The sequence below is a fragment of the Rothia nasimurium genome (assembly GCF_049068285.1).
Taxonomy (GTDB): domain Bacteria; phylum Actinomycetota; class Actinomycetes; order Actinomycetales; family Micrococcaceae; genus Rothia; species Rothia nasimurium_I.
Genome location: NZ_JBLKPV010000003.1, coordinates 159,052 through 184,131, shown reverse-complemented (window position 1 = coordinate 184,131; position 25,080 = coordinate 159,052). Strand labels below are relative to the sequence as shown.

Genomic DNA, 25,080 nt, shown 5'->3' with positions numbered 1-25,080 from the left:
GGCCTAAGGCTCCCTGCAACCTCCTGCCCGGTGATGCCTATACCCTGAATCCTTGCCCCGCTCCCTGCTCCTTTCTCCCGCCCGTCCTGCCAAAGCTCCCTTGAATACCGAGGGGAAGGTCATAAGTTGAGCACAACTAGGATGTACGCCACAATAAAAGGGTGACTCTAAAAACTGATTACACCGCACACAAGATCATCATTCTCGGCGGCGGCCCTGGCGGCTACGAAGCAGCACTGGTTGCAGCAAGCCACGGCGCCGATGTCACTATCATCGAAGATAAGGGCATGGGCGGTTCAGCCGTCCTCACCGACGTCGTCCCCTCCAAAACCCTCATCGCCAGCGCCGATGCCCGCAACCGCTTCGGCAAGGCCCAGGAACTAGCAATCTCCGTAGGCGACGACGACACCCCACCGCCCATCTCCGTCGACCTGGCCAAGGTCAACGCCCGCCTGCTCGAACTAGCCCGCCAACAATCCCACGACATCAAACGCACCCTAGAACGCTCCGGGGTCAAAGTCATTGACGGCCGCGGAAAACTCAAGGGCCGCCACACCGTAGAAGTCACCGACTCAACGGGCCTCACCTACGACCTAGACACCGAATTCATCATCCTTGCGGTAGGCACCCACCCCCGCGAGCTTCCCACCGCCCAGCCCGACGGCAAACGAATCCTCAACTGGACCCAGCTCTACCAGCTAGAGCAACTCCCTGAAGACCTCATCGTCGTCGGCTCCGGCGTCACCGGCGCCGAATTCGCCTCCGCCTACAACGGGCTAGGCTCCCAGGTCACCCTGATTTCCTCCCGCGACCGCGTCCTGCCCGGTGAGGACGAGGACGCCGCGACCGTCCTTGAAAACGTCTTTGAACGCAAGGGGGTGCGGGTGATGCCGCGCTCGCGGGCAGAGGCTGCTTGCTACAACGAGGCCGGCGACGGGGTAATCGTGACCTTAGGTGACGGCCGTAAGGTGGCCGGCTCCCACGTCCTCATTGCCGTTGGTTCCATTCCCAACACCACCAACCTAGGCCTGGAGGAGGCCGGGGTGGAGGTCAGCGAATCGGGCCATATCAATGTTGACCGTGTCTCCCGCACCAACATCCCCAATATCTACGCTGCCGGTGACTGCACCGGCGTCTACCCCCTGGCCTCGGTAGCCGCTATGCAGGGCCGGGTCGCTGTCTCCCACATGCTGGGCGATATTGTTAGGCCCCTGCGCACCCACCAGGTGGCGGCTAACATTTTCACCGCCCCTGAAATCGCTACCGTCGGTGTGAGCCAGAGCGAAATTGAATCCGGCAAATACCAGGCCGATATGGTGATGCTCCCGCTGGCCACCAATCCCCGGGCCAAGATGATGGCGGTGGAGGACGGCTTCATCAAGATTTTTGCCCGTAAGCATTCTGGCACCGTCATCGGCGGGGTGGTAGTAGGCCCCCGCGCCTCAGAGCTGATTTTCCCGCTCTCTTTGGCAGTCGATAAGAAACTGCACGTGGACGATATCGCTGAAACCTTTACCGTCTACCCCTCGCTGACCGGCTCGATCTCAGAAGCCGCGCGGCAGTTGCACACCATGCAGTAAGTGCGTCACCCATAATAAAACCGCCCGTCCCTCTTGGAGGAACGGGCGGTTTTTGGTGGTGCCTTGGCTTGAGCTAGGTTCGTCTAATCTACTTAGTGCGGGCCATGGTGGTCAGGTCCACGTCACGGGTTTCGTGGGTAATGGCCATGAAGATAAAAGTCAGGACGGCCGCGCCAGCCAGGTAGAGGCCAACAGCGCCCACACCGCCGTTGGCGTTGAGCCAGACCGCCGCGTAGGGGGTCAGGGCTGCGCCCAGGATTGAGGAGACGTTGTAGCTAATACCGGAGGCGGTGTAGCGGACGTTGGTGGGGAAGAGCTCGGGCAGGTAGGCGCTCATGGAGCCGAAGGTTAGGCCCATGAGGGTCATGCCGATGGCCATAAAGAGGACGATGCGGCCGGTGTTGGCGTCCTCACCGGTGCCTACGACAGCAGGGTCCATAAGGATGCCGAAGGACAGGCCGAAGGCGATAATACCGGCGGTGATGACCAGCTGGGAGGAGCGGCGGCCAAAGCGGTCTGCCAGCCAGCCGGAGACCGGAACCATGGCGGCAAAGAAGAGGATGGTGATGATCTGGATGACCAGGAACTCGCGGTAGGCAATGCCCAGGCCGCCCTTTTCAACCGTGCCGATGCCGAAGGAGAGGATCCATGCGGTCATGAGGTAGAAGAGCACATAGGTGGCCAGCATGATGAAGGTGCCCTGGATCATGGGCCACCAGGCGACCTTGAAGGCCTCGGCCAGGGGGGTCTTGACCTTCTCGTCCTTTTCAAGGGCCTGCTTGAAAACAGGGGTTTCTTCCAGCTTGAAGCGGACGTAGAGGCCTACGGCAACCATGACGATTGAGGCGATGAAGGGGATACGCCAGCCCCAGACCAGGAAGTTGTGGTCGATGGTGTCACCGGCGGCCAGGGAGGTGAAGCCCATGGAGAGGGTCAAGAGGAGCATGAAGCCGTTGGCCAGGATGAAGCCGAACGGGGCACCCAGCTGGGGCCACATGGCGGCGCGGGCCCGCTTGCCCTCTTCAGCGTATTCGGTAGCCAGCAGGGCGGCACCTGACCATTCGCCGCCGAGGCCCAGGCCCTGGCAGAAGCGCAGGATGGTCAGCATGGCCGGTGCCCAGAGGCCAATCTGGTAGTAGGTGGGCAGCAGGCCGATGAGGAAGGTGGCTAGGCCCATGGTCAGCAGGGCGCCGACGAGGGTGGCTTTGCGGCCGACCTTATCGCCGAAGTGGCCGAAGACGATGGAGCCGATGGGGCGGGCGATGAAGGCTGCGCCGAAGGTTGCCATGGAGGCAAGGAGCTTGGCGGTTTCGTCCTCGCCGGTGAAGAAGAGGGCGGGGAAGACTGCAACGGCCGCGGTGGCGTAGATGTAGAAGTCGTAGAACTCGATGGTGGTGCCGATCAGGGACGCCATGATGACGCGGCTGCGGGGCACGGTGGTATCTGCAGGCTGGTTAGGTGAAACCTGCTCGGTAACTGGTGCGCTCACTAGGAACTCCGTGGTTAGTGATGGTGTTGTGTGCCTTTCACTGTAGACCGGCAGATTTACTATCTGAAACGAAGTCTCATATCGTAGAACACTTGTGGTTGGGGTAACTCGGGGCGCGAAAAAGCCGCTGGCAGGTCCCTCTGGTCTAGGGCCCTGCCAGCGGCTTGAACATCTGGCTTACTTAATGGTGGCGATGATAGCCCCGGCTGAGACAGTATCGCCTGCCTTGAGCTTAAGGCCGGTGACCTTACCTGCCTTGTGGGCGGTGATAGGCTGCTCCATCTTCATAGCTTCTAGCACCACAATCAGGTCGCCTTCGGCAACCTTGGCCCCGTCCTTAGCGGCTACCTTGACGATGGTGCCCTGCATGGGGCTGGTGAGCTCGTTGCTGTTGGTAGCGCCGGACGCCCCGCCCCGGGCTGACCGGGACTTGCGGGCCTTGGAGGCGGCAGCAGCCGACTTGGGGGCTCCTGCTCCCAGATTGGGTAGGACGACCTCCATCCGCTTGCCGTTGACCTCAACGGTGATCTTCTGGCGGTCCTCATCGGCCTCGGGCAGGGTGAGGGAGCCGTCGTAGGCAGGCAGGGTGTTCTTGAATTCAGTCTCAATCCAGCGGGTATGGACCTTAAAGTTACCCTCAGTGCCGGGGGCAAAAGCGGGGTCATCAAGCACCAGGCGGTGGAAATTAGCCACCGTGGGCATACCCTCAATCACCAGCTCACCCAGGGCCCGCTTGGCCCGCTGCAGGGCCTGTTCACGGGTGGCGCCGGTGACAATGAGCTTGGCAATCATAGAGTCAAAGTTGCCGCTGACGGTATCGCCAGCAATCACACCGGCATCCCAACGTACACCGGGGCCGGTAGGAACAACCAGCTTGTCAATGGTGCCGGGGGAGGGCATGAAGTTGCGGCCGGCGTCCTCACCGTTAATACGGAATTCAAAAGAGTGGCCGCGCACCTCAGGATCCTGGGGGCTAATCTCTTCGCCCCGGGCAATGCGGAACTGTTCGCGCACCAGGTCAATACCGGTTACCTCTTCAGAGACCGGGTGCTCCACCTGCAGGCGGGTATTGACCTCCAGGAAGGAGATGGTGCCGTCGGTGCCAATCAGGAATTCGCAGGTGCCAGCACCCTGGTAGCCCGCCTCCCGCAAGATAGCCTTAGAGGCCTCGTAAAGACGCTCGTTCTGCTCTTCGGTCAGGTAGGGGGCCGGGGCCTCTTCGACCAGTTTCTGATTACGGCGCTGCAGGGAGCAGTCGCGGGTTGATACAACGACGACGTTGCCGTGGGCATCAGCCAGGCACTGGGTTTCCACATGGCGGGGGGAATCGAGGAAGCGCTCGATAAAGCACTCACCGCGGCCAAATGCAGCAATAGCCTCGCGGACAGCAGACTCGTACAGCTCCCCAATGCCCTCGCGTTCGCGGGCGACCTTAATACCTCGGCCGCCACCACCGAAAGCCGCCTTGATCGCCAAGGGCAGGCCGTGCTCGTCCGCAAAAGCCTCAACCTCAGCTGCGCTCTTGACGGGATCCTTGGTGCCCGGCACCAGGGGAGCGCCCACCTTCTCGGCAATATGACGGGCAGCTACCTTATCGCCCAGGCGGGTAATCGACTCAGGGGAGGGGCCAATCCAGGTGAGGCCAGCGTCGATGACCTGCTGGGCGAACTGGGCGTTCTCAGACAAAAAGCCATAGCCGGGGTGGACGGCGTCAGCGCCGGATCGGCGGGCAACTTCCAGGAGCTTATCCATGACCAGGTAGGACTCAGCTGCCGTAGACCCGCCCAGGGCGTAGGACTCATCAGCCATGAGGACGTGCTGGGCCTCGCGGTCCGGGTCGGCGTAGACGGCAACAGTTGCCAGGCCTTCATCCTGGGCAGCGCGGATCACACGCACGGCGATTTCGCCACGGTTGGCAATGAGTACCTTGGTGACGGGGCCGGTGTGGCGGCCCTGTACCTGGGTGAAGCTCTGGGTCTTGGATTCAGTCACGGACGCTCCTCAGTTGGGGAACCAGGCCCGGGGTGGGGCTCCGGTCTTGTCTCTACCTGCTTGGGGCTAGTAGAAAAACCTGCATCTTGAAATTTATCGCGATTTTTTCCAAATGTCGGTGATTGAAACACCGAAGGAGCCCAGCATTGTACGAAGTGCATGAACAGAGAGCCCCACAATCGTGTGGTATTCGCCTTCAACACCCCGAATGAAGGCCGCCCCGAACCCGTCGATGGTGAAGGAACCTGCCACCCAGATGGGTTCGCCCGTGGCGACGTACCGCTTAGCTTCTTCCGGGCTAAAGGTATCGAAATGGACGGTCGCGGTGCGAAGCTCACCGACCTCCGCCGCTTTCTCAAAGCCTGCGCGGGTATCAATGAGCCAGTGGCCGGTGTGGAGCTGGCCGCTGCGGCCGCTCATAGAGGTAATGCGTTCCAGGGCCACTTCGGCGCTCCCGGGCTTGCCGTATGCCACACCGTCGAGCTCAAAGACAGAATCGCAGCCCAGGACCAGGGCACCGGCTGCCTCGGGCAGGGCCGCAACAGCCTGTGCCTTGGCCTTGGCCAGGAGCTGGGCTGTTTGGGCTGGGCTGATGGGACCTAGACCCGCTGCCTGGGCCTCTTGCTGGGCTTCGTGGAGGGCAGCGTCCTCGTCCACGTCGCTCACAATGACGGTGAAGCGGACGCCGGCGTCCTCCAAGAGCTTCTTGCGGGCAGGGGAGGAGGAGGCCAGGATCAGCCGCACCGGCTGTTCGCCTGTGGTGGCTGTAGGTTCAGTAGAGTTCTGCATGGCTACCAGTCTAGTGGGGTTCACGCCCCTGAAACTTTCAAGAGCTCAATACCTCCCTAGATACGGGAAGGACCCGGCCCACAGCGAAGCTACTGGCTGGGTCTGGCGTGAATCGTCATGTGAGTGATAGCGAACCAGACGAGAGGGTCAGTAGCGAGCGTGAGCCGGGCCTGCCGCGAAAGTTACCTCTTAGAAGAGGCCCATGGGCTTCTCTGAGTAGCTGACCAGCATGTTCTTGGTCTGCTGGTAGTGGGCCAGCATCATCAGGTGGGTCTCACGGCCAATACCGGACTTCTTGTAACCACCGAAGGCTGCGTGGGCCGGGTAGTTATGGTAGTTGTTGACCCAGACGCGGCCTGCCTGAATGGTGCGGCCTGCCCGGTAGGCAATGTTCTGGTTACGGGACCAGACGCCAGCCCCCAGGCCGTAATCGGTGTTGTTGGCAATCCGCATGGCCTCATCAAAATCGGTGAAGGAGGTGGTTGCCAGGACGGGGCCGAAGATTTCCTCCTGGAAAATCCGCATGTCGTTGTTGCCGGCGAAGACGGTGGGCTGGATGTACCAGCCGTCGGAGAGGTCGCCGCCCAGGTCGCAGGCTTCGCCACCCACCAGGACGTCGGCGCCTTCGTCCTTACCGACCTTGAGGTAGCCGGTAATCTTGTCCCACTGCTCCTTGGAGGCCTGGGCACCCACCATGGTTTCGGTGTCGAGGGGGTTGCCCTGCTTCATGGCCTTGACGCGCTCAATACCGGCCTCCAGGAAGGAGTCATGGATGGGCTTCTGGATCAGGGCGCGGGAGGGGCAGGTGCAGACCTCGCCCTGGTTGAGACCGAAGGAGGCAAAGCCCTCCAGGGCCTTCTCGTAGAAGGAGTCCTGCTGGTCGGCAACGTCGGCAAAGAAGATGTTGGGGGACTTGCCACCCAGCTCCAGGGTGACGGGGATGATGTTGTCGGAGGCAGCCTTCATGATGATGGAGCCGGTGGTGGTTTCGCCGGTGAAGGCAATCTTGCGGATCCGCTTGGAGCCAGACAGGGCAGCTCCGGCTTCGGGGCCAAAGCCATTGACGATGTTGAGAACACCGGCAGGCAGGACGTCCTGCCATAGCTCAACCAGGTAGAGCACAGAAACCGGGGTCTGCTCGGCGGGCTTGAGCACGATGGTGTTGCCGGCTGCCAGGGCGGGGGCAATCTTCCAGATTGCCATGAGAATGGGGAAGTTCCAGGGGATAATCTGCCCCACAACGCCCAGGGGCTCATGGAAGTGATAGGCGACGGTATCCTCATCAATCTGGGAGAGGCGGCCTTCCTGGGTGCGGATAGCGGAGGCAAAGTAGCGCAGGTGGTCGACGCCCAGGGGGATATCGGCGGCCAGGGTTTCGCGGACGGGCTTACCGTTTTCCCAGGTCTCTACGACAGCGAGTTTTTCGAGGTTGTCTTCCATGATCTGGGCCATCTTGAGCAGGATAGCTGCCCGCTGGGCCGGTGAGGTCTTACCCCAGGTCTCAAAGGCCTTCTCAGCAGCGTCGATTGCCTTATCGATATCCGCTGCGGTGCCGCGGGCTACCTCAGCAAAAGGCTTGCCGTTGACGGGGGAGATATCTTCAAAATACTGGCCCCCGGCTGGGGCTACCCACTCGCCACCGATGAAGTGCTCGTAGCGGGACTTGAAGGACACCAGGGAGTCGGCGGTGCCGGGTGCTGCGTAAACGGTCATGTCTCTCTCCTTTGAGCTCTTGGGCCAGGTGCCAGGTGGCAGCCAGGCCCACAAAAAGTATTGTGAGTCACAGTCTAGTGATGAACATAACGTTTGGGAACCCTTTTTAGGGAAAAATACTAGACAGGAGTGAGCGGGGCCTCAGAACAAGGGGCTTTCGTCATCTGACGAAACACTAGCTATCACCTGCCAGTCTTCTGGGCATACAGTGTTCACCATGTCTACTACAACCACTCACACTGAACGCAAGAAAAAACTGCCCGCCTGGGCAAGTTCCTTCGGCAACCAAATCTTGGCAGCCCTGGTGCTCGGCCTCGTCCTGGGCCTCATTGCAACCAAGCTCGGCGGGGACGCCTCAGAGAACCCCAACTGGCTCATGACCACCCTGGCCACCATCGGCAGCTCCTACGTCACCCTGCTCAAAGCTGCCGTAGTTCCGCTAATCTTCACGGCCGTTGTCTCCTCCATCGCCAACCTGGCCCAGGTCTCTAACGCGGCCCGCCTGGCTACCAAGACCCTGCTCTGGTTCGCCATCACCGCCTTCATCGCCGTCATCATTGGCCTGGCGCTTGGCCTCATCACCCAGCCCGGGGCCAATACCGGCCTAGAGGCCCCCGAAGCCTACGAGGGTCGCACCGGCTCCTGGCTGGCCTTTTTGACCGGCCTGATCCCCGTCAACTTCCTGGGTCTGGGTGTGAACATTTCAACCTCCGGCGACACCGTCACCGGGGCCGCGAACTTCAACATCCTGCAGGTGCTGGTTATCTCAGCTGCCGTGGGTATCGCAGCCCTCAAGACCGGTGAAGCGGCCAAGCCCTTCCTGGCCTTCAACCAGAGCGCCCTGGCCGTCCTCCAGACCATCCTCTGGTGGATTATCCGCCTGGCCCCGCTGGGTACCATCGGCCTGATCGGCCGTGCCGTCTACGCCTACGGGTGGACCTCCATGGGGGCCCTGGCCAAGTTCGTCATCGTGCTCTACATTGGCCTGGCCCTGGTACTCTTCGTGGTCTACCCGGCGATCGCCCGGGCCAACGGCCTCTCGATCAAGCAGTACTTCTCAGGTGTCTGGCCCGCCGTCCAGATGGGCTTTGTCTCCCGCTCCTCCATGGGCACCCTGCCCATCACCCAGTCTGTTGCAGAACGGAACTTCGGCGTCCCCCGCGCCTACGCCTCCTTCGCGGTGCCCCTGGGCTCAACCACCAAGATGGACGGCTGCGCTGCCGTCTACCCGGCCCTGGCAGCCCTCTTCGTGGCTCAGTTCTACGGCATTGACCTGAACTTCACCCACTACCTGCTGATTATCATGGTCTCTGTTCTTGGCTCCACCGCCACCGCTGGTACCACCGGAGCTACCGTCATGCTGACCCTCACCCTCTCCACCCTGGGCCTGCCCCTGGACGGCGTCGGCCTGCTTCTGGCGATCGACCCCATCATTGACATGGGCCGCACCGCCGTCAACGTCGCAGGCCAGGCTCTGGTTCCGGCAATCGTCGCCCAGCGCGAGGGCCTGCTCAACCAGGAACTCTATGAGGCCCCCCGCAACGACGGCGGTTTCGTCTCCGAAGACCTCTTCAACCGCCTGACCCAGGCCCCTGCTAGCACCTCCACCAGCTCCCAGCCGCTGGTTGGCTCCCCCGTGAGCTAGGTAAAAAGCGTCAGAATACCAAGGACGGGCCCGCCCCAGCTGAACCGGTTTCGGTCAGTTGGGACGGGCCCGTCCATTGGTATTTATCTGGCGGTTATCAGATTAGACAGCCAGGGCGCGGCGCAGGGTGTCGAGGCCAACAGAACCCAGCATCAGAGCCTTAGTGTGGAAGGCGCGGTCATCAACACCGGCTTCCCGCGAGGCCTGACGCAGCTGCAACCAGATACGCTCGCCCACCTTGTAGGAGGGAGCCTGGCCCGGCCAGCCCAAGTAGCGGAGGAACTCAAAGCGGCGCTGGCCCTCAGACATGTCGAGATTTGCCTCAAGGAAGGCGTAACCCCGCTCGGCATCCCAGACCCCGGGCTCAATACCCAGTTCATCTACCCAGCGCTGGGGAATCTCAAAACCACAGTGTAGGCCGATATCGAAAACAACCCTGGCAGCCCGCATACGCTGGGCATCCAGCATACCCATGCGGTCACCGGGATCAGCCAGGTAGCCCAGCTCGTCCATCAGTCGCTCAGCATAGAGGGCCCAGCCCTCACCGTGGCCAGAAACCCATACGGCATTGGCCCGCCAGTTATTCAGGGCATCAGCCATAGCGGTCGCGTAGGCAACCTGCAGGTGGTGGCCGGGGACGCCCTCGTGGTAGACCGTGGAGGTCTCCCGCCAGGTGCCAAAAGTGTCTTCGCCCGGGGGAACAGACCACCACATGCGGCCTGCCCGCTCGAAATCGCTAGAAGGGCCGGTGTAGTATATGCCGCCCTCCTGGGTGGGGGCAATCATGCACTCTAGGTTCCGCAGGGGCCCCTCAATGGTGAAATGCTCCCGGGCCAAATCAGCCACAGCCGCGTCAGAGAGCTTCTGCATCCAGGCCTGCAGGGCATCGGTGCCCTTCAGGGTACGCTCGGGGTCAGCATCGAGCAGGGCCTTGGCTTCATCAATAGAAGAACCGGGCTTGATCGCCTCGGCAACCTCCTGCTGGGCGGCAATAATGCGGTCCAGCTCTTCGATACCCCAGGCGTAAGTCTCTTCAAGATCCAGGGTGGTGCCCACAAACTGGCGGGAGTAGAGGGCATAGCGTTCCCGACCGACGGCGTCTGCCTCGGGGGCCTCGGGTCGCAGGGTCTCCTTGAGGTAGGTCAGCAACTGGGAGTAACCAGCCTTGGCAGAAGCGGCCCCCTCACGGGCAGCTTCAGCATGTTCGGGGGCTGCCTTGGCAACCTCTTCAGCCAGGGCATCAAAGAAGCCACCCTCAGCAACATAGGCGGTCACCTGCTCGATCACAATATCAACCTGGCGGGCAGCAGAAACCTTACCGGCCAGGCGGGCCTCCTCTAAGGTCAGCTGGAAACCGGCCAGGGCATCGGCGACCTTGTGCAGGCGGCCAGCGATAAAGCCCCAGTCCTCACTGGTTTTGCGGTTCATCAGGTCAAAGACAGCGCGAATGCTCTGCACGGGGCAGGCGATATTATTCAGCTCCCAGCCGCCTAGGCCAGCTTCATGCAGCTCAATCTTAAGACCGAGGCGCTCGCGCATGGCGTCTACGGTGACGCGGTCAATATCATCGGTAGGTTCAACCCCGTCGAGGGCAGCTAGGGTAGCCCGGGCCGCTTCAATCTCAGCAGCAGTGCCGGCGGGGGAGTAGTCGGGGTATTCGGTCTCTCGGCCGGTGCGTCCTTGCAGGGTGGCGGTTGCCGGATCGAGTTCAAGAATCTTCTCGTAGTAGTCGTTCGCAATCGCATCAACGGCGGTCTTGGCACGGTTGGTGCGGAAAATACCGGGAAGGTCAGGATGTAGAGTCATAGATTCCATTCTAAAACATTGTGACCACCCACATAGTGGGTGGTCACCTAAATTTAGCCTCCTGAATTTACTGGGGGCGGGCCCTCTTCCAGGAGCCGTGGCCGGGCCGGAGCTTCATGCCGAGCAACTGGGTGCGGTTGAGGCGGCGCTGCCACATCTCCAGGGCGGTTTCCTGCTGGGAATCAGCCTGGGCCTGCAGGGCCACAAGGACGCTGGTGAGGGCTGCGAGCTCTTCGTCCGTGGGGTTGCCCTTGACCACCGAGAGGAGGGGGGCCTGCTCTTCCGCGGCCGGGGCGGGGCTCTCCGCCCAGGGGGCTGCCTGGGCGCTGGGGGCTGGCTGGGGCGGATTCGGTGCGGACGCGGTTGCCGCGCCCTTCTTGCCGAACCCCAGCAGCTGGAGCGGATTGGGGGTTGCCATAGGTATCTAGCCTTTACAGGGGGATATTGCCGTGCTTCTTGGCGGGGTGGGCGGCCCGCTTGTCGTGCAGGGCCCGCAGGGAGGAAATAATGCGGACGCGGGTTTCTGAGGGGGCGATGACCTCGTCAATGTAGCCCAGTTCAGCTGCCTGGTATGGGTTCAGCAGTTCCTCTTCGTACTTGGTGATCAGCTCAGCCCGCTTGGCTTCGACGTCCCCACCCTCTTCAGCCACTGCAGCCAGTTCGCGGCGGTAGAGAATATTGACCGCCCCCTGGGCGCCCATGACGCCAATCTGGGCGGTGGGCCAGGCTAGGTTGATGTCAGCGCCCAGCTTCTTGGAGCCCATCACAATGTAGGCGCCGCCGTAGGCCTTGCGGGTAATGACGGTAACCAGCGGAACCGTAGCCTCAGCGTAGGCGTAGAGGAGCTTGGCGCCGCGGCGGATAATACCGTTGAACTCCTGGTCAGTGCCGGGCAGGAAGCCAGGAACATCCACAAAGGTCAGAATCGGAATGTTGAAGGCGTCGCAGTTGCGCACGAAACGGGCGGCTTTTTCAGAGGCATTGATATCGAGGGTGCCTGCAAACTGCATGGGCTGATTAGCGACGATACCGACGGTGCGGCCCTCAACCCGGGCATAGCCAATCATGACATTGGGGGCATACAGGGCCTGCATCTCAAAGAAGTGCCCGTCATCCACCACAGCCTCAATCACAGCCCGCATATCGTAGGGCTGGTTGGCCGAATCTGGAATGAGCTGGTCCAAATCCAAATCATCAATAGAAACAGCCGGATCCTGGTCGTGGTCCAGGGGCAGACCCTCGGTGAGGTTGTTGGAGGGGAGGAACTCGATCAGTTCGCGGACGAAGTCGAAAGCGTCCTCTTCGTCCTCAGCCAGGTAGGTGGAGGTACCGGTCACCGCATTGTGCTGGCGGGCACCACCGAGGGTTTCCATATCAACTTCTTCACCGGTGACAGTCTTAATAACGTCAGGGCCGGTAATAAACATATGGCTGGTTTTATCAACCATCACAATGTAGTCCGTCAGGGCCGGGGAGTAGGCTGCGCCACCGGCGCAGGGGCCCATAATGACCGAAATCTGGGGAATCACACCCGAAGCCCGCACATTCATGCGGAAGATATCGGCAAACATGGCCAGGGAAGCTACACCCTCCTGAATACGGGCGCCACCGCCGTCATTAATACCGATGATGGGGCAACCGTTCTTCAGGGCAAACTTCTGCACCTTGACAATTTTCTCGCCATTGACCTGGGAGAGGGAGCCACCATAGACGGTGAAATCCTGAGAATAGACGGCCACCAGGCGTCCGTCAATGGTGCCGTAGCCAGAGACCAGGCCGTCCCCCAGAGGCTTCTTTTTATCCATGCCAAAGGCGGTGGTGCGGTGCTTGGCCAGGGCATCAAACTCCACAAAAGAGCCTTCATCGAGCAGCATGTCAATGCGTTCGCGGGCGGTCTGCTTGCCCCGCTCGTGCTGGCGGTCGATGGGGCCCTGCCCGGTGGGGGCTAGGGTCTGCTCCCTGCGGGCGTAAAAGTCAGCGATTTTTCCGGCGGTGGTGGTCAAATCGGGGGCGTCGGTGGTGGGGGTCTCGCTCATGCTGGGCCTCGATTCGCGCGAAGAAAAGGACGGTCAGGTGGGGTAGGTGACCTGGGGTAATGGTTATTCTTCTCAACTATAGACCCGCCCCAGCCCCGACCCCGGGATATTTTTGGGAAATGGGGGCAATTTTTCTAAATAAGGCCCCTGGGTTGGGTGGCTTATTGCTACACGCTAGGGCTAAAACCAGGGCGGGGTGGGGCATGCGCCCCACCCCGCTCGTCCTTGGCTCTCAAGGCCTACATGCCGACCTTGCCAATCACAGCGTTCCACTCACGGACGGTGTACCCCACCAGGGCCCCGCCAGTGCTCATGGGGTCTGCTGCAATGAGCTGGTCAAGGTGCTTGCGGTCGTCCGCTACGAAAATCAGCAGGGCACCGGAAGGCTCCCCGTCCAGGAAGGCACCAGCTGCATGCAGGTTGCCTGACTCGTGCAACTGGGCCAGGTATTCACGGTGGGCAGGCCGGTGTTCGGTGGTCAAATCAGCATCGCCATAGGAGTAGGTCACTGCGAAAACGGTCATGGGTACTACCTTTCAAACGGGGTCTATCACTACCCAGTATCTCACCAACCCTGCCGCCAGGGGCGCTGCCACCGTAGAATGACAGGCAGAAAGAACATTTCCAGCACCAGGGGGTATGCCGTGCATAATCTAGAGTCCTACCGGCTAGATGAAGCCGCATTAGAGGTAACAGGCTATCGGCGCCTGCAGATTCTACCCAGTGTTGGCTCAACCAACGAAGCTGCCCGCCAGGTTTTGGTGGGGGACGCCGTCGCCCGGCTGAGCTACGGGGAGCTGTCCCTTATATCCACCGATGACCAGAATGCCGGACGGGGCCGCCTTGACCGGGTCTGGGAGGCCCCGGCTGGCTGCTGCCTGGCCACCAGTTTCCTGGTGCGTCCCCACGTCAATCCCAGCCTGCGACCTGCCCCCGGCCAGTACCACTGGCTCACCTCCCTCGCCGCCCTGGCAGCCTGTGATGTCTTCGAGCAGCTGGCTGGTTTGAGCCCAACTATTAAATGGCCCAACGATGTTCTCATTGGAAACCGAAAAGCCTGCGGAATCCTTGCCCAACTTGTGATTGAGCCGGAAGGTCATATCTCTGTTGTCGTGGGAGTGGGCCTCAACCTCAACCTGGCTGAGGACCAGCTGCCCGTTGCTACCGCCACAAGCACCCTGGTTGAAACCGGCAATCCCGTTGATCTAAGCCGGGCCCTGTCCGTCCTGGCAACCAGTTTTGAGCAGTACTACCGGAACTTCGCTGCCACTGGCTTCGATGCCTCAGTCGGCGGGCAAGCCTCGCTAATTAACCACCTCAAAAATCGTATGAGCACCCTAGGCTCCTACCTGACCATCCACCTGCCCGGGGACGAAACCTTCCGGGGGACCGGGGTGGACCTCACTGCTGAGGGGGAGCTGGTGGTTCGCTCAGACCAGGGGGAGGAGCGCAGTTTTACCGTGGGGGACGTGGTGCATGTGCGGCCTGACGGGTACGGCAAACCCCCAGCTTCATCTACTACCCTTTAACCCATGAAACTCCGAGGTCCCCTTGCCCCCCATGAACGTGTCCTGCAGAGCACTAGGGCCCACGGCGTTCTGGCCTTGCGCTCTGTACTTATCCTGCTCTTTGCGGTGGTCGCTTGGAGCTTTTCATCGACCCTGGGCGGTGCCGGGCATTGGTTGGAATGGCCTGCTCTAGCCCTGGCTATCTGGTTGGCTTTAGTGGCGGTTCGGGGGCTACTGCGCTGGTGGCTGACCGTCTACCAGCTGACCGGCGAGAGGTTGGTGGTTAGGAGGGGCCTTGCTGTTGCCCGGGACATCATTATTCCCTTGACTGAAATTGAGGGTGTCAGCGTCGGGCGGAAATACCTGGTTGGTGTCGCCCATGCTGCTGATTTGGTGGTCCATGCCCACGGGCACCAGGTTCGCCTGCAGGCAGTGCCACTTCCTGAAAAATTTAGTTTCGAAATGCGGACGGCCCAGGCAGAAAAGTTCTCTGGGTAGTCGCTGGGATTTGTCCAAGCAAGCTCTGGGAAACCTGCTGTGATGTGGGAAAATGGCTCACCTCAAGTTTGGTTTTGGTGGTGCATTGCATAGAATATCCAATGCAAGGCACGGATATGTAACGTTTTGTGTAGCTCAACTCACACCCACTGGGTATTCTGGAGGGTAGCAGCGCCTTAGCTGCCAGAACCACAAGCGTCGCACATAGAAAGAAGAAACCAGTGGAGAAGTCAGCACCCGGTCGCGTCCCCGCCGAAACGGCAGACGTCGCACACCAGAGGAGCGACAAGAAACCCCACAACCCCGTGCAGGGCCAGCTCTACCGCAGTGAAGAAGCCCGCCGCGGCGTCCAAGAACTCGAACGCGCCCTGCTGGGAGCAAACCAGACCCTCAAACGTCGGGAAGTGGCCGAAGAAGCAGGGGTATCCCTCCTCTCAGCCCGTAAGGTTTGGCGGGCCCTGGGCCTGCCCAACCTGACCGATGACGACGCCTACTTCACCCCCACCGATGCTGTAGCCCTCAAAACCATCACCTCCCTGGTCAAGCACGGCAAGCTAACTGAAGACGCCGCCCTCTCCATCACCCGATCCGTTGGTCAGATGATGGACCGCATGGTGGTCTGGCAGATCGAGACCCTGGTAGAAGACATGGTCATCAACGGAGGCCTCACCGACGTTGAGGCCCGCAGTAAACTACTTGATCTGATGCCCAAGCTCATCGAAGACCTGGAGAACGTGACCGTCTACGGCTACCGCCGGATGCTCAACTCAGCGATCCTCCGCCTGGCCCTTCGCGACGAAAAAGAAGGCACCCACCTCGACGACACTGACCTCCCGCTGGCCCGCGGCGTCGGCTTCGTCGACCTCGTCAGCTACACCTCCCTCTCCCGCGAGATGAACGAACGCAACCTCGCCAAGCTGGTCAAACACTTCGAGCAACGCTGCGCCGAAGTCATCGCTGTTGGCGGTGGCCGTATTATTAAAACGGTGGGCGATGAAGTAATGTATCTGGTTGAGTCCCCTCAAGACGGTGCCCGCATCGCCCTGACTCTCTCAAAACTAATCAGTGAGGATCCACTGCTTCCCGAAGCCAGGGTATCTTTCGTCTGGGGCCGGGTCCTGCCCCGCCTAGGTGATATCTACGGCCCCACCGTCAACCTGGCCTCCCGCCTGGTTGCACTGACCGAACCCGGTGTCGTCCTGACTGACTCATCGACTGCCGAAGCCCTCGAAGGCGATAGCAAGTTCGTCCTGATTCCCCAGGGCGTACGGAACGTCCGAGGCTTCGGGAACGTCTCGCCCGTGGCCATCACCCCGGGCATCGGTAACGAACTGGAGATCGATTTCGAATGACCACCGCCCCCCAGCTTGCAGTCTACGCAGGCAAATCAACCGACGTAGGTCAGTTCAGGGACAATAACGAAGACTCCATGGTCGTTGCTGGCAACCTCTGCGTTGTCGCAGACGGCATGGGCGGCCACGAAAAAGGCGAGGTTGCCTCCCGGCTCTGCACCCGAACCCTGGCTTACGCCCAGGTCTTTAGCCGCCCCGGTGGTATGACCGATGAAGAAGAAGCTGCCTACCTGGCTGAGGTTGAATCCGAGAAGCTGGGGGAGGGCCCCGGCGGCCGCCGCGGCCTGAAAGCCCGCAAGCAAACATCTGCCCTCAACCGTCAAATCCTGAAAACCCTAGAGAAAATCAAGGAAGTCATCGGGGAAGCTGACGAAGCCATCAAGGGGGCCTTGGGGCTCCGCGCCGGAACAACAGTCACCGGCGCCTGGCTAACCCACATCGGCGAACAGCAGATGTGGTTCATCTTCAACGTCGGCGACTCCCGCACCTACCGGCTGGTTCGGGCCGAGGACGCAGAGACCGAAGACGCCCTGTCCATCTCCAACGGCCCTGTTGAAGGTTTGAGCCTGGAACAGATCACCGTAGACCACTCCGAGGTCCAGTACCTGGTCGATACCGGCCAGATTACCGCCCTAGAAGCCCTCACCCACCCGCGCCGCAACGTCATTACCCGGGCCCTTGGCACCGGCAACTACTGGGAGCCAGACTTCTGGGTCATCCCGGCCCGGGAGGGGGACCGCCTGATGATGTGCTCCGACGGCCTCTCCGGTGAGCTCTCCCATAACTACATGGCCCGCGTGCTCGCCACCGTTGAGCACCCCCAAGACGCCGCAGACGTCCTACAGATGGCAGCCCTGCGGGCAGGAGGCCGGGATAACATCACCGTCATTGTCGCCGACGCCATCACCGTTGAGGACTACGAGGCCCGCCTGGCAGAACTCAAGGCCCTCACCGCAACCGACGCCCACCAAATCGTGGAGCACATCGACGGCTACGACTACGCCCACACCGCCACCAGCGAAGAAGAGCAGTTCCACTCAGAACGGGATCTGCACCGGGGAATCAACGGCTAAGCCCCCCCCGAGAGCCACCGCCCCACCCCGCGAATTTCGGGTGGGGCGGTGGCGTCTTCATAGGGCAGAATAGAAGGGTGAGCGAAAACAAGAAGACCTCAGCAGAAGAAACCATCCACGGGGTAGACCGCGACCTCCTAGAAGGTGACAGCGTCCCGGCAGACCTCAAAGCCCAGTACGATGACCTGGTGGACCGGGTGCGGGCAGCCCGCCAGGCCTACTACATGGAAGACGCCCCCGTCCTCTCCGATGCCGCCTACGACGTCCTCTACCGGCAGCTCGAAGTGCTCGAAGCCCAGCACCCTGAGCTGGTCTCCAACGACTCTCCCACCCAGGAAGTCGGTGGTGAAGCCTCCACCGCTTTTGCCCCGGTCAAGCACCTGGCCCGCATGTACTCCCTGGAGGATGTCTTCTCCCTAGAAGAACTCGACACCTGGCTCGACCGGGCTGAAACCAACGCCCGAACCATGACCGGCTCTGCCCCCCAGTGGCTAGCCGAACTCAAGATTGACGGTCTGGCCGTCAACCTCCTCTACCGCAAGGGAAAACTGGTGAGGGCCGCCACCCGGGGGGACGGAACAACCGGCGAGGATGTCACCCACAACGTCCTGACCATCGCCTCTATCCCCACCCAGCTCTCCGGGGCGGGCCACCCCGAAGAAATCGAAATCCGGGGCGAGGTCTTCATTTCTTCAGCCGACTTCACCGCCCTCAATGAGCAAATGGTAGCTGCCGGCAAGGCCCCCTTCGCCAACCCCCGAAACGCTGCAGCCGGTTCCCTCCGCCAGAAGGACGCCGCCCTCACCGCCGAGCGTCCCCTCAGCATGTTCGTCCACGGGATCGGGTCCCGCACCGGCCTGAGCATCACCAGCCAGTTTGAAACCTACGCCCAACTTGAAGCCTGGGGCCTGCCGGTGAGCCCCTACTCCCAGCTGGTGGCGAACCGGCATGAGCTTCTGGATTTCATTGCCACCTACGGGGAGAAGCGCCACTCCCTGGTGCATGAAATTGACGGCATTGTTATTAAGGTCAATGACTTTGATACCCAGGAGCGCCTAGGCTACACCTCCCGGGTGCCCCGCTGGGCCGCTGCCTACAAGTACCCGCCGGAAGAAGTCAATACCAAGCTGGTCGATATCCAGGTGGGGGTAGGCCGCACCGGCCGCGTGACCCCCTACGGGGTCATGGAACCGGTGAAGGTGGCTGGTTCCACCGTTGAAATGGCTACCTTGCATAACCAGGACGTCGTCAAGGCCAAGGGGGTCTTGATTGGCGACACCGTGGTGCTGCGGAAGGCAGGTGATGTGATTCCTGAAATTGTGGGTCCCGTCGTCGCCCTGCGGGATGGAAGCGAACGGGAATTTGTGATGCCGACAGAATGCCCTTCCTGCGGTCAGCCCCTGGCCCCCGCTAAGGACGGCGACGTTGATATCCGTTGCCTCAATGCCCGCTCCTGCCCCGCCCAGCTCACTGAGCGCGTCAACTACCTGGCTGGACGTGGCGCCTTCGATATTGAGGCCTTGGGCTACGAGGCCGCCAAGGCCCTGACCAAACCGGCCGCCCCTGCCACTCCGCCCCTGGTTTCTGAGGCCTTCCTCTTTGATCTAACAGCCGAAGATCTGGCAGATGTGCGCATTGAACGCGAAAAGAAGGTTAAGGGGGAGCCCACCGGCTCCACCGAGCTGGTTCCCTACTTCTACACCCGGGGCACTAAGGCTAAGCCCAGCGCCCCTACCCGGAACACCGAGAAACTCTTTGAGCAGCTGGAGAAGGCCAAGTCCCAGCCGCTTTGGCGGGTTCTTGTCGCCCTGTCGATCCGCCACGTCGGCCCCACAGCAGCCCGGGCCCTGGCCACCGAATTCGGGTCTATGGACGCCATCAGGAGCGCCAGCGAGGAGCGCCTGGCCGGTGTCGACGGTGTTGGGGCAACAATTGCCCAGTCCCTCACTGAATGGTTTACCGTTGACTGGCACCGGGAAATTATTGACCGCTGGGCGGCGGCCGGGGTCACGATGGAAGATGAGCGCGATACCTCCATTGAACGCAACCTTGAAGGCCTCACCATCGTTGTAACCGGTACCTTGGATAACTACACCCGCGATTCAGCCAAGGAGGCCATTATTGTGCGAGGGGGTAAGGCCTCCGGGTCAGTCTCCAAGAAGACCTCCTATCTCGTCGCCGGTGCTGCGGCCGGATCCAAGCTGGATAAGGCAGAGCAGCTGGGGGTGCCCGTCCTGGATGAAGCGGGCTTCACGGCCCTGCTGGCAGGGACCCTGACTGCCGAATAATCGTCCGGCTTTCCATAAGGTGGGTCTCAGATAGGTCACAGACAAGCCCCTTGCCTGTGACCTTTCTGTGACCTTGGGAGTCGGTGGGAAGAAAATTTTTAAAAAATATTTAGGAGCTCCCTCACCCAGGGCCTTGGCCCCTGATCGGAGGATGGCAAGCGGGGAAGGAAGTGCGAAAATCCTTGAAAAATCAAGGTTTCTCAAGGGTGTTAGGCTGTATGGCACGGGTGGCAGGGAGGACGGCCGGGCTCAGGTGGGGCCGGTCACTTTAGGTCGGGTGAACTGTGTTGTGTCTCAAAAATGGGTTGGCAAAGCCGAAATCGTTACAGTATCGTTATCAACGAATCAAAAATGACCACCAAGGAACTGGTTCCAGTGGTCCATAGTTCGCAGTGGAAGCTGCGAGCGCATGCTGGGTTCTACCGCACACCTGATGCCGTCTACAGGGTAGAACCTCAAAAAGATCCCACAATGATTACGGGTAGACGGCAACGCGAAGACGCCCAGGGATGGGAAGAGCGTCAGGTGGCCTGATGGAGCATTCAATGACTTCCAACATTCGTCGTTCAGCAGCAGCCATCGCCCTCGGTGGCGCAGCAGTAGCAGGCTCACTCGTTGTAGCCCCCTCCGCAGCAAACGCTGCTCCCCTCGAAGCATGGGAAGCCCTGGCACAGTGCGAGTCCGGTGGTAACTGGGCCATCAACACTGGCAACGGTTACTACGGTGGCCTGCAGTTCTCCCTCTCCTCTTGGGCCGCAGCTGGCGGCTCCGGCAACCCCGCGGCTGCTTCTAAGGCAGAACAGATCCGTGTTGCTGAAAACCTCCTCCAGATGCAGGGCTGGGGCGCTTGGCCTTCATGTGCTGCAAAGCTGAACCTCTACGCTTACGGCACCTCAGGTGCAGCAGCAAGCGTCACTGAGACCCCCGCAACCCAGCAGACCTACGTTGCCCCCCAGGCAACCGAGGTTGCTCCTGTTGAGGCAGCTCCTGCTCCCGTTGTTGAAGCAGCTCCTGCTCCTGTAGCTGAAGCAGCTCCCGCTCCCGCCGCTGAAGCAACCGCAGAAGCAGCTCCTGCCGCTAACACCTACACCGTTCAGGCTGGCGACACCCTGTCAGAGATCGCTTACGCTCACGGCTTCAACGGCTGGAACGAGATCCTGGCTGCTAACGCTGACCTGGTCCAGGACGAAGACCTGATTGAAATCGGTTGGGTTCTGACCATCCCCGCTAAGTAAGGTTCTTCCTCTTTAGCGAGTAATACTTTTCTGCAAAACCCGCTCACCGGAATCGGTGGGCGGGTTTTCTGCATTCCCGGTAGTATAGAGACTGAACATCTATGTCTACCTCGTGGAAGTGATTATGTCTGCTATTACGAGTGAGCAGGTGGCGCACCTCGCCATGCTGGCTCATATCGAGATGACCGACGAGGAGCTGGCCGCTATGGCCGCTGAGCTCGACGTCATCGTTGATTCCGTCAAGTCTGTCTCTGACGCTGTTTCTGCCGATATTCCGGCAACCAGCCACCCCATCCCGCTCAAGAACGTCTTCCGGGAGGACGTTGTGGGGGAGACCTTGACCGCTGAAGAGGCCCTCTCAGGTGCCCCGGACGCCGAAGACGGTAAGTTCAAGGTTCCGGCAATTCTGGACGAAGACTAAGGAGCGGGCATGAACGACATCATCAAACTTTCTGCAGCAGAACTTGCTGAGAAGCTGGCCGCCGGTGAACTGACCTCTGTCGAGGTAACCCAGGCCTACATCGACCACATCATTGCTACCGATGGTGAACCCTTGGACGCAGAAAACCGGGCAGCCGGTAAGAGCGGCCTCAACGCCTTCCTGCACCTCAACGCTGAAGAGGCCCTTGAAGTTGCCGCCGGGGTGGACGCCGACCGCGCCGCCGGTAAGGAGCTTCCCGCACTGGCAGGCGTCCCCATCGCTGTCAAGGACCTGATCGTTACCAAGGGCCAGCCCACCACCGCTGCCTCCCGCATGCTGGAGGGCTGGATGAGCCCCTACGACGGCACCGTCACCCAGAAGATCCGCGAAGCCCGGATGCCCATTTTGGGTAAGACCAATCTGGACGAGTTCGCTATGGGTTCAACCACCGAGCACTCAGCTTTTGGCGTTACCCGCAACCCCTGGGCCCTGGACCGTATCCCCGGTGGCTCCGGCGGCGGCTCCGCTGTTGCTGTGGCTGCCTTCCAGGCCCCCCTGGCCCTGGGCACCGACACCGGCGGCTCAATCCGCCAGCCCGCAGCCGTCACCGGCTCGGTCGGCGTCAAGCCCACCTACGGTTCTGTCTCCCGTTACGGCGTCATTGCCATGGCCTCATCCCTGGATCAGGTGGGCCCCTGCGCCCGCACCGTCCTCGATACCGCCCTGCTGCACGAGGTCATCGGTGGCCACGACCCCAAGGACTCCACCTCCCTGAACGAGCCCGTCCCCGCCTACGCGGACGCCGCCCGCGCCGGGGCTGCTGAAGGCGGTCTGAAGGGCCTGCGTGTTGGCGTCATTAAGGAACTGACCGGCGAGGGCTTCCAGCCCGGCGTCATGGCCCGCTTCAATGAGTCCCTGGAGCTGCTCAAGGAAGCCGGCGCAGAAATCGTTGAGGTTTCCCTGCCCTCCGTCAAGGAAGCAATCGGGGCCTACTACCTGATTATGTCTTCCGAGGTTTCCTCCAACCTGGCTAAGTACGACGGCGTCCGCTTCGGCCTGCGCAAGCTGCCCGAAGAAGGCAACGTCACCATTGAGCGCGTCATGGGAGCCTCCCGGGCTGCCGGTTTCGGTTCTGAAGCCAAGCGCCGTATCATCCTGGGTACCTACGCCCTATCAGCTGGCTACTACGACGCCTACTACGGTTCAGCCCAGAAGGTGCGCACCCTAATCCAGCGCGACTACGCCAAGGCCTTTGAGGTGGCAGATGTGCTGATCAGCCCCACCGCCCCCACCACCGCCTACAAGCTGGGTGAGAAGACCTCCGGCGACCCCATGGCCATGTACAAGGGCGATATCGCCACCGTCCCCACCAACCTGGCCGGTGTGCCCTCCCTGTCCCTGCCCGGTGGCCTGGCAGATGAGGACGGCCTGCCCGTCGGTATCCAGTTCACCGCCCCCGCCCACGAGGACGCCCGCCTCTACCGCGCCGGTGCTGGCCTAGAAGCCCTGCTGACCGCTAAGTGGGGCGGCTACCTGCACGAGCAGCTACCCGATACCGCCGCCCTAATCCGTGACTTCGACTTCGAGGGAGCTAAGTAAATGTCTGACGAAATCCTGTCCTTTGAAGAAGCCATGGAGAAGTACGACCCCGTACTCGGCTTCGAGGTTCACGTAGAACTCAACACCAAGACCAAGATGTTTGACGCCGCTCCCAACGAGTTCGGCGATACCCCCAACACCAACGTCACCCCCGTCTCCCTGGGCCTGCCCGGCGTCCTGCCGGTGGTCAACGGTAAGGCGGTAGAGTCTGCCATCAAGCTGGGCCTGGCCCTGGGCTGCGAGATCGCGCCCGTGAGCCACTTTGCCCGCAAGAACTACTTCTACCCCGATACGCCCAAGAACTTCCAGACCTCCCAGTACGACGAGCCTATCGCCGCCAACGGTTCCCTGGATGTTGAGCTGGAGGACGGCACCGTCTTCACCATTGACATTGAGCGGGCCCACATGGAAGAGGACGCCGGTAAGCTGACCCACAAGGGTGGCACCGCTGGCCGTATCCAGGGTGCGGACTTCTCCCTGGTTGACTACAACCGCGCCGGTGTTCCCCTGATTGAAATCGTCACCCGCCCCATCGTGGGTGCGGGCGATAAGGCCCCCGAGCTGGCCCGCGCCTACGTGGCTGCCATCCGTGAAATCGTCAAGAACCTGGGTATTTCGGACGCCCGCATGGAGCGCGGTAACGTACGCTGCGACGCCAACGTCTCGCTCATGCCCAAGGGCTCTACCGAGTTCGGTACCCGCTCAGAGACCAAGAACGTCAACTCCCTGCGTTCGGTTGAGCGGGCAGTACGCTACGAGATTCAGCGCCACGCCGCCGTCCTGGAAGCTGGCGAAAAGGTTGTTCAGGAAACCCGTCACTGGCACGAGGACACCCGCGAGACCACCAGCGGCCGCCCCAAGTCTGACGCTGATGACTACCGCTACTTCCCCGAGCCCGACCTGGTTCCCGTTGTCACCGATGAAGAGTGGATTGAGCGCCTCCGCGCTGAGCTGCCCGAACCTCCTGCCGAGCGCCGTCGCCGCCTGAAGGCTGACTGGGGCTTCTCGGATGAAGAGTTCCGCGACGTGGTCAACGCCGGTGCTATGGACGCCATTGAAGAGACTGTCGCCGCCGGTGCTCCTGCCTCTGTTGCCCGTAAGTGGTGGATGGGCGAAATCGCCCGTATCGCCAAGGAGCGCGAGGTTGAGCTGACAGAAACCGGGGCAACTGCCGCTACTATCGTTGAACTCAACCAGCTCATTGAAGCCAAGAAGATCAACGATAAGATCGCCCGCCAGGTGCTGGGCTTCGTGATCGACGGTGAAGGCACCCCGGCTGAAATCGTTGAGAAGCGCGGCCTGGCCGTCGTCTCTGATGATTCAGCCCTCACCGCTGCCATTGACGAGGCCCTGGCCGCTATGCCCGACGTTGCCGATAAGATTCGTGCCGGTAAGGTCCAGGCCGCCGGCGCTGTGGTCGGCCAGGTCATGAAGGCTACCCGCGGCCAGGCAGATGCCGGACGCGTGCGTGAGCTGATTCTTGAAAAGCTGGGGGTTGAGGGCTAAACCCCTCACTCCTGCTGGGGCCAGGACCTTCCCCGGCCCCTTGCCCAGTTCCAGGTCAGTGACATCCTCCCCTCCCGTATAGGAGGGGAGGATGTTGCTTTGTACTGTTACTGATGGTGCGGAACATTTTTTAAGTTAAAAGTACTGAAGCACTGTAACTCAGCGTGTTCTAGCCAAATTCACCTGGGGAAGCAGGCACCGGGCATCCCCACAGGAAAAACAGGTTAAACAAGACCCCCCCTCCGCTCGAAAATAGCGGGGGGGGGTATTCTTCGCACCCAGTTGCATATAAAGTAGGGGGACAGAATGCAACTGGAATCAACCGCTTCTAGGGATAAGCGGTCTGTTGGGGCTAGTGGTGGCACACTACCACTAGCGTCATGATGAGGTAACCAGTTTCAATTTCGCACTATTAAATTCTGGTTTTCCTGCCTGATTTCTGTCGGGGAGCTACTGGGACTTTGAGGTGATCAAGTCCTTGCAGCACCATAGCGTTGGGAGGCTGTTGGGTGGCAGCCCGCTATGAGGGGGTGTTCCCCACGAATTCAGT

General features: G+C 61.0%; 19 protein-coding genes. 11 read left to right on the top strand and 8 right to left on the bottom strand.

Annotation, left to right across the window (positions count from 1 at the left end; translation table 11 throughout):
- Positions 1-161: 161 nt before the first annotated feature.
- Entirely contained in the window at positions 162-1,580 is a 1,419-nt protein-coding gene (locus tag ACMXX3_RS04335; RefSeq protein WP_421083525.1) for an NAD(P)H-quinone dehydrogenase, read from the top strand.
- 88 nt (positions 1,581-1,668) lie between these two features.
- On the opposite strand, the gene ACMXX3_RS04330 is transcribed toward ACMXX3_RS04335, so the two are convergent.
- The 4 genes from ACMXX3_RS04330 to ACMXX3_RS04315 form a co-directional block, all read right to left on the bottom strand.
- A complete protein-coding gene (locus tag ACMXX3_RS04330; RefSeq protein ID WP_421083524.1) occupies positions 1,669-3,069 on the bottom strand; it encodes an MFS transporter in 1,401 nt (466 codons plus the stop codon).
- Between the two features lie 177 nt (positions 3,070-3,246).
- Positions 3,247-5,061, bottom strand: a complete 1,815-nt coding sequence (locus ACMXX3_RS04325; protein ID WP_421083523.1) for an acetyl/propionyl/methylcrotonyl-CoA carboxylase subunit alpha — start codon at positions 5,059-5,061, stop codon at positions 3,247-3,249.
- 93 nt (positions 5,062-5,154) lie between these two features.
- Positions 5,155-5,850: a Maf family protein gene (locus tag ACMXX3_RS04320; RefSeq protein WP_421083522.1), complete on the bottom strand. Its 696-nt coding sequence runs from the start codon at positions 5,848-5,850 to the stop codon at positions 5,155-5,157.
- 189 nt (positions 5,851-6,039) lie between these two features.
- A complete protein-coding gene (locus tag ACMXX3_RS04315) occupies positions 6,040-7,563 on the bottom strand; it encodes an aldehyde dehydrogenase family protein (RefSeq protein WP_421083521.1) in 1,524 nt (507 codons plus the stop codon).
- A gap of 217 nt (positions 7,564-7,780) precedes the next feature.
- Between ACMXX3_RS04315 and ACMXX3_RS04310 the strand changes: the two genes are divergently transcribed.
- The gene (locus ACMXX3_RS04310) at positions 7,781-9,208 is read left to right on the top strand and encodes a dicarboxylate/amino acid:cation symporter (RefSeq protein ID WP_421083520.1); all 1,428 of its coding nucleotides are present in this window, start codon (positions 7,781-7,783) and stop codon (positions 9,206-9,208) included.
- A gap of 102 nt (positions 9,209-9,310) precedes the next feature.
- Here ACMXX3_RS04310 and ACMXX3_RS04305 read toward each other — a convergent pair whose 3' ends face one another.
- The 4 genes from ACMXX3_RS04305 to ACMXX3_RS04290 all read right to left on the bottom strand — a co-directional run bounded on the left by ACMXX3_RS04305 (position 9,311) and on the right by ACMXX3_RS04290 (position 13,574).
- The gene (locus tag ACMXX3_RS04305; protein ID WP_421083519.1) at positions 9,311-11,014 is read right to left on the bottom strand and encodes a DUF885 domain-containing protein; all 1,704 of its coding nucleotides are present in this window, start codon (positions 11,012-11,014) and stop codon (positions 9,311-9,313) included.
- Between the two features lie 67 nt (positions 11,015-11,081).
- Entirely contained in the window at positions 11,082-11,432 is a 351-nt protein-coding gene (locus ACMXX3_RS04300; protein WP_421083518.1) for an acyl-CoA carboxylase epsilon subunit, read from the bottom strand.
- A 13-nt stretch (positions 11,433-11,445) separates the two neighbouring features.
- A complete protein-coding gene (locus ACMXX3_RS04295; RefSeq protein WP_421083517.1) occupies positions 11,446-13,050 on the bottom strand; it encodes an acyl-CoA carboxylase subunit beta in 1,605 nt (534 codons plus the stop codon).
- Positions 13,051-13,289: 239 nt separating this feature from the next.
- The gene (locus ACMXX3_RS04290; RefSeq protein WP_421083516.1) at positions 13,290-13,574 is read right to left on the bottom strand and encodes a YciI family protein; all 285 of its coding nucleotides are present in this window, start codon (positions 13,572-13,574) and stop codon (positions 13,290-13,292) included.
- A 120-nt stretch (positions 13,575-13,694) separates the two neighbouring features.
- Between ACMXX3_RS04290 and ACMXX3_RS04285 the strand changes: the two genes are divergently transcribed.
- The 9 genes from ACMXX3_RS04285 (at position 13,695) to gatB (ending at position 24,530) form a co-directional block, all read left to right on the top strand.
- Positions 13,695-14,579 (top strand): biotin--[acetyl-CoA-carboxylase] ligase, encoded by an 885-nt coding sequence (locus ACMXX3_RS04285; protein WP_421083515.1) that lies wholly within the window; start codon positions 13,695-13,697, stop codon positions 14,577-14,579.
- Positions 14,580-14,582: 3 nt separating this feature from the next.
- A complete protein-coding gene (locus ACMXX3_RS04280; protein WP_421083514.1) occupies positions 14,583-15,056 on the top strand; it encodes a PH domain-containing protein in 474 nt (157 codons plus the stop codon).
- 221 nt (positions 15,057-15,277) lie between these two features.
- Positions 15,278-16,408, top strand: coding sequence for an adenylate cyclase regulatory domain-containing protein (locus ACMXX3_RS04275; protein ID WP_421083513.1), 1,131 nt, complete (start codon positions 15,278-15,280; stop codon positions 16,406-16,408).
- Positions 16,405-17,481 carry a PP2C family protein-serine/threonine phosphatase gene (locus ACMXX3_RS04270; protein WP_421083512.1) on the top strand — a complete coding sequence of 359 codons (1,077 nt, stop codon included), beginning with the start codon at positions 16,405-16,407 and terminating at the stop codon, positions 17,479-17,481. The genes ACMXX3_RS04275 and ACMXX3_RS04270 overlap by 4 nt, the downstream gene beginning before the upstream one ends.
- 113 nt (positions 17,482-17,594) lie before the next feature.
- On the top strand, positions 17,595-19,769 hold the full coding sequence (gene ligA, locus ACMXX3_RS04265; RefSeq protein WP_421083587.1) for an NAD-dependent DNA ligase LigA: 2,175 nt from the start codon (positions 17,595-17,597) through the stop codon (positions 19,767-19,769).
- Between the two features lie 545 nt (positions 19,770-20,314).
- Complete coding sequence (locus ACMXX3_RS04260) at positions 20,315-21,004, top strand: transglycosylase family protein (RefSeq protein WP_421083511.1); 690 nt, start codon at positions 20,315-20,317, stop codon at positions 21,002-21,004.
- Positions 21,005-21,128: 124 nt separating this feature from the next.
- Entirely contained in the window at positions 21,129-21,425 is a 297-nt protein-coding gene (gene gatC, locus ACMXX3_RS04255; protein ID WP_237189026.1) for an Asp-tRNA(Asn)/Glu-tRNA(Gln) amidotransferase subunit GatC, read from the top strand.
- Positions 21,426-21,434: 9 nt separating this feature from the next.
- A complete protein-coding gene (gene gatA / locus ACMXX3_RS04250; protein ID WP_421083510.1) occupies positions 21,435-23,024 on the top strand; it encodes an Asp-tRNA(Asn)/Glu-tRNA(Gln) amidotransferase subunit GatA in 1,590 nt (529 codons plus the stop codon).
- Positions 23,025-24,530, top strand: coding sequence for an Asp-tRNA(Asn)/Glu-tRNA(Gln) amidotransferase subunit GatB (gene gatB, locus ACMXX3_RS04245; RefSeq protein ID WP_237222300.1), 1,506 nt, complete (start codon positions 23,025-23,027; stop codon positions 24,528-24,530).
- The last annotated feature ends 550 nt before the right edge of the window (positions 24,531-25,080 follow it).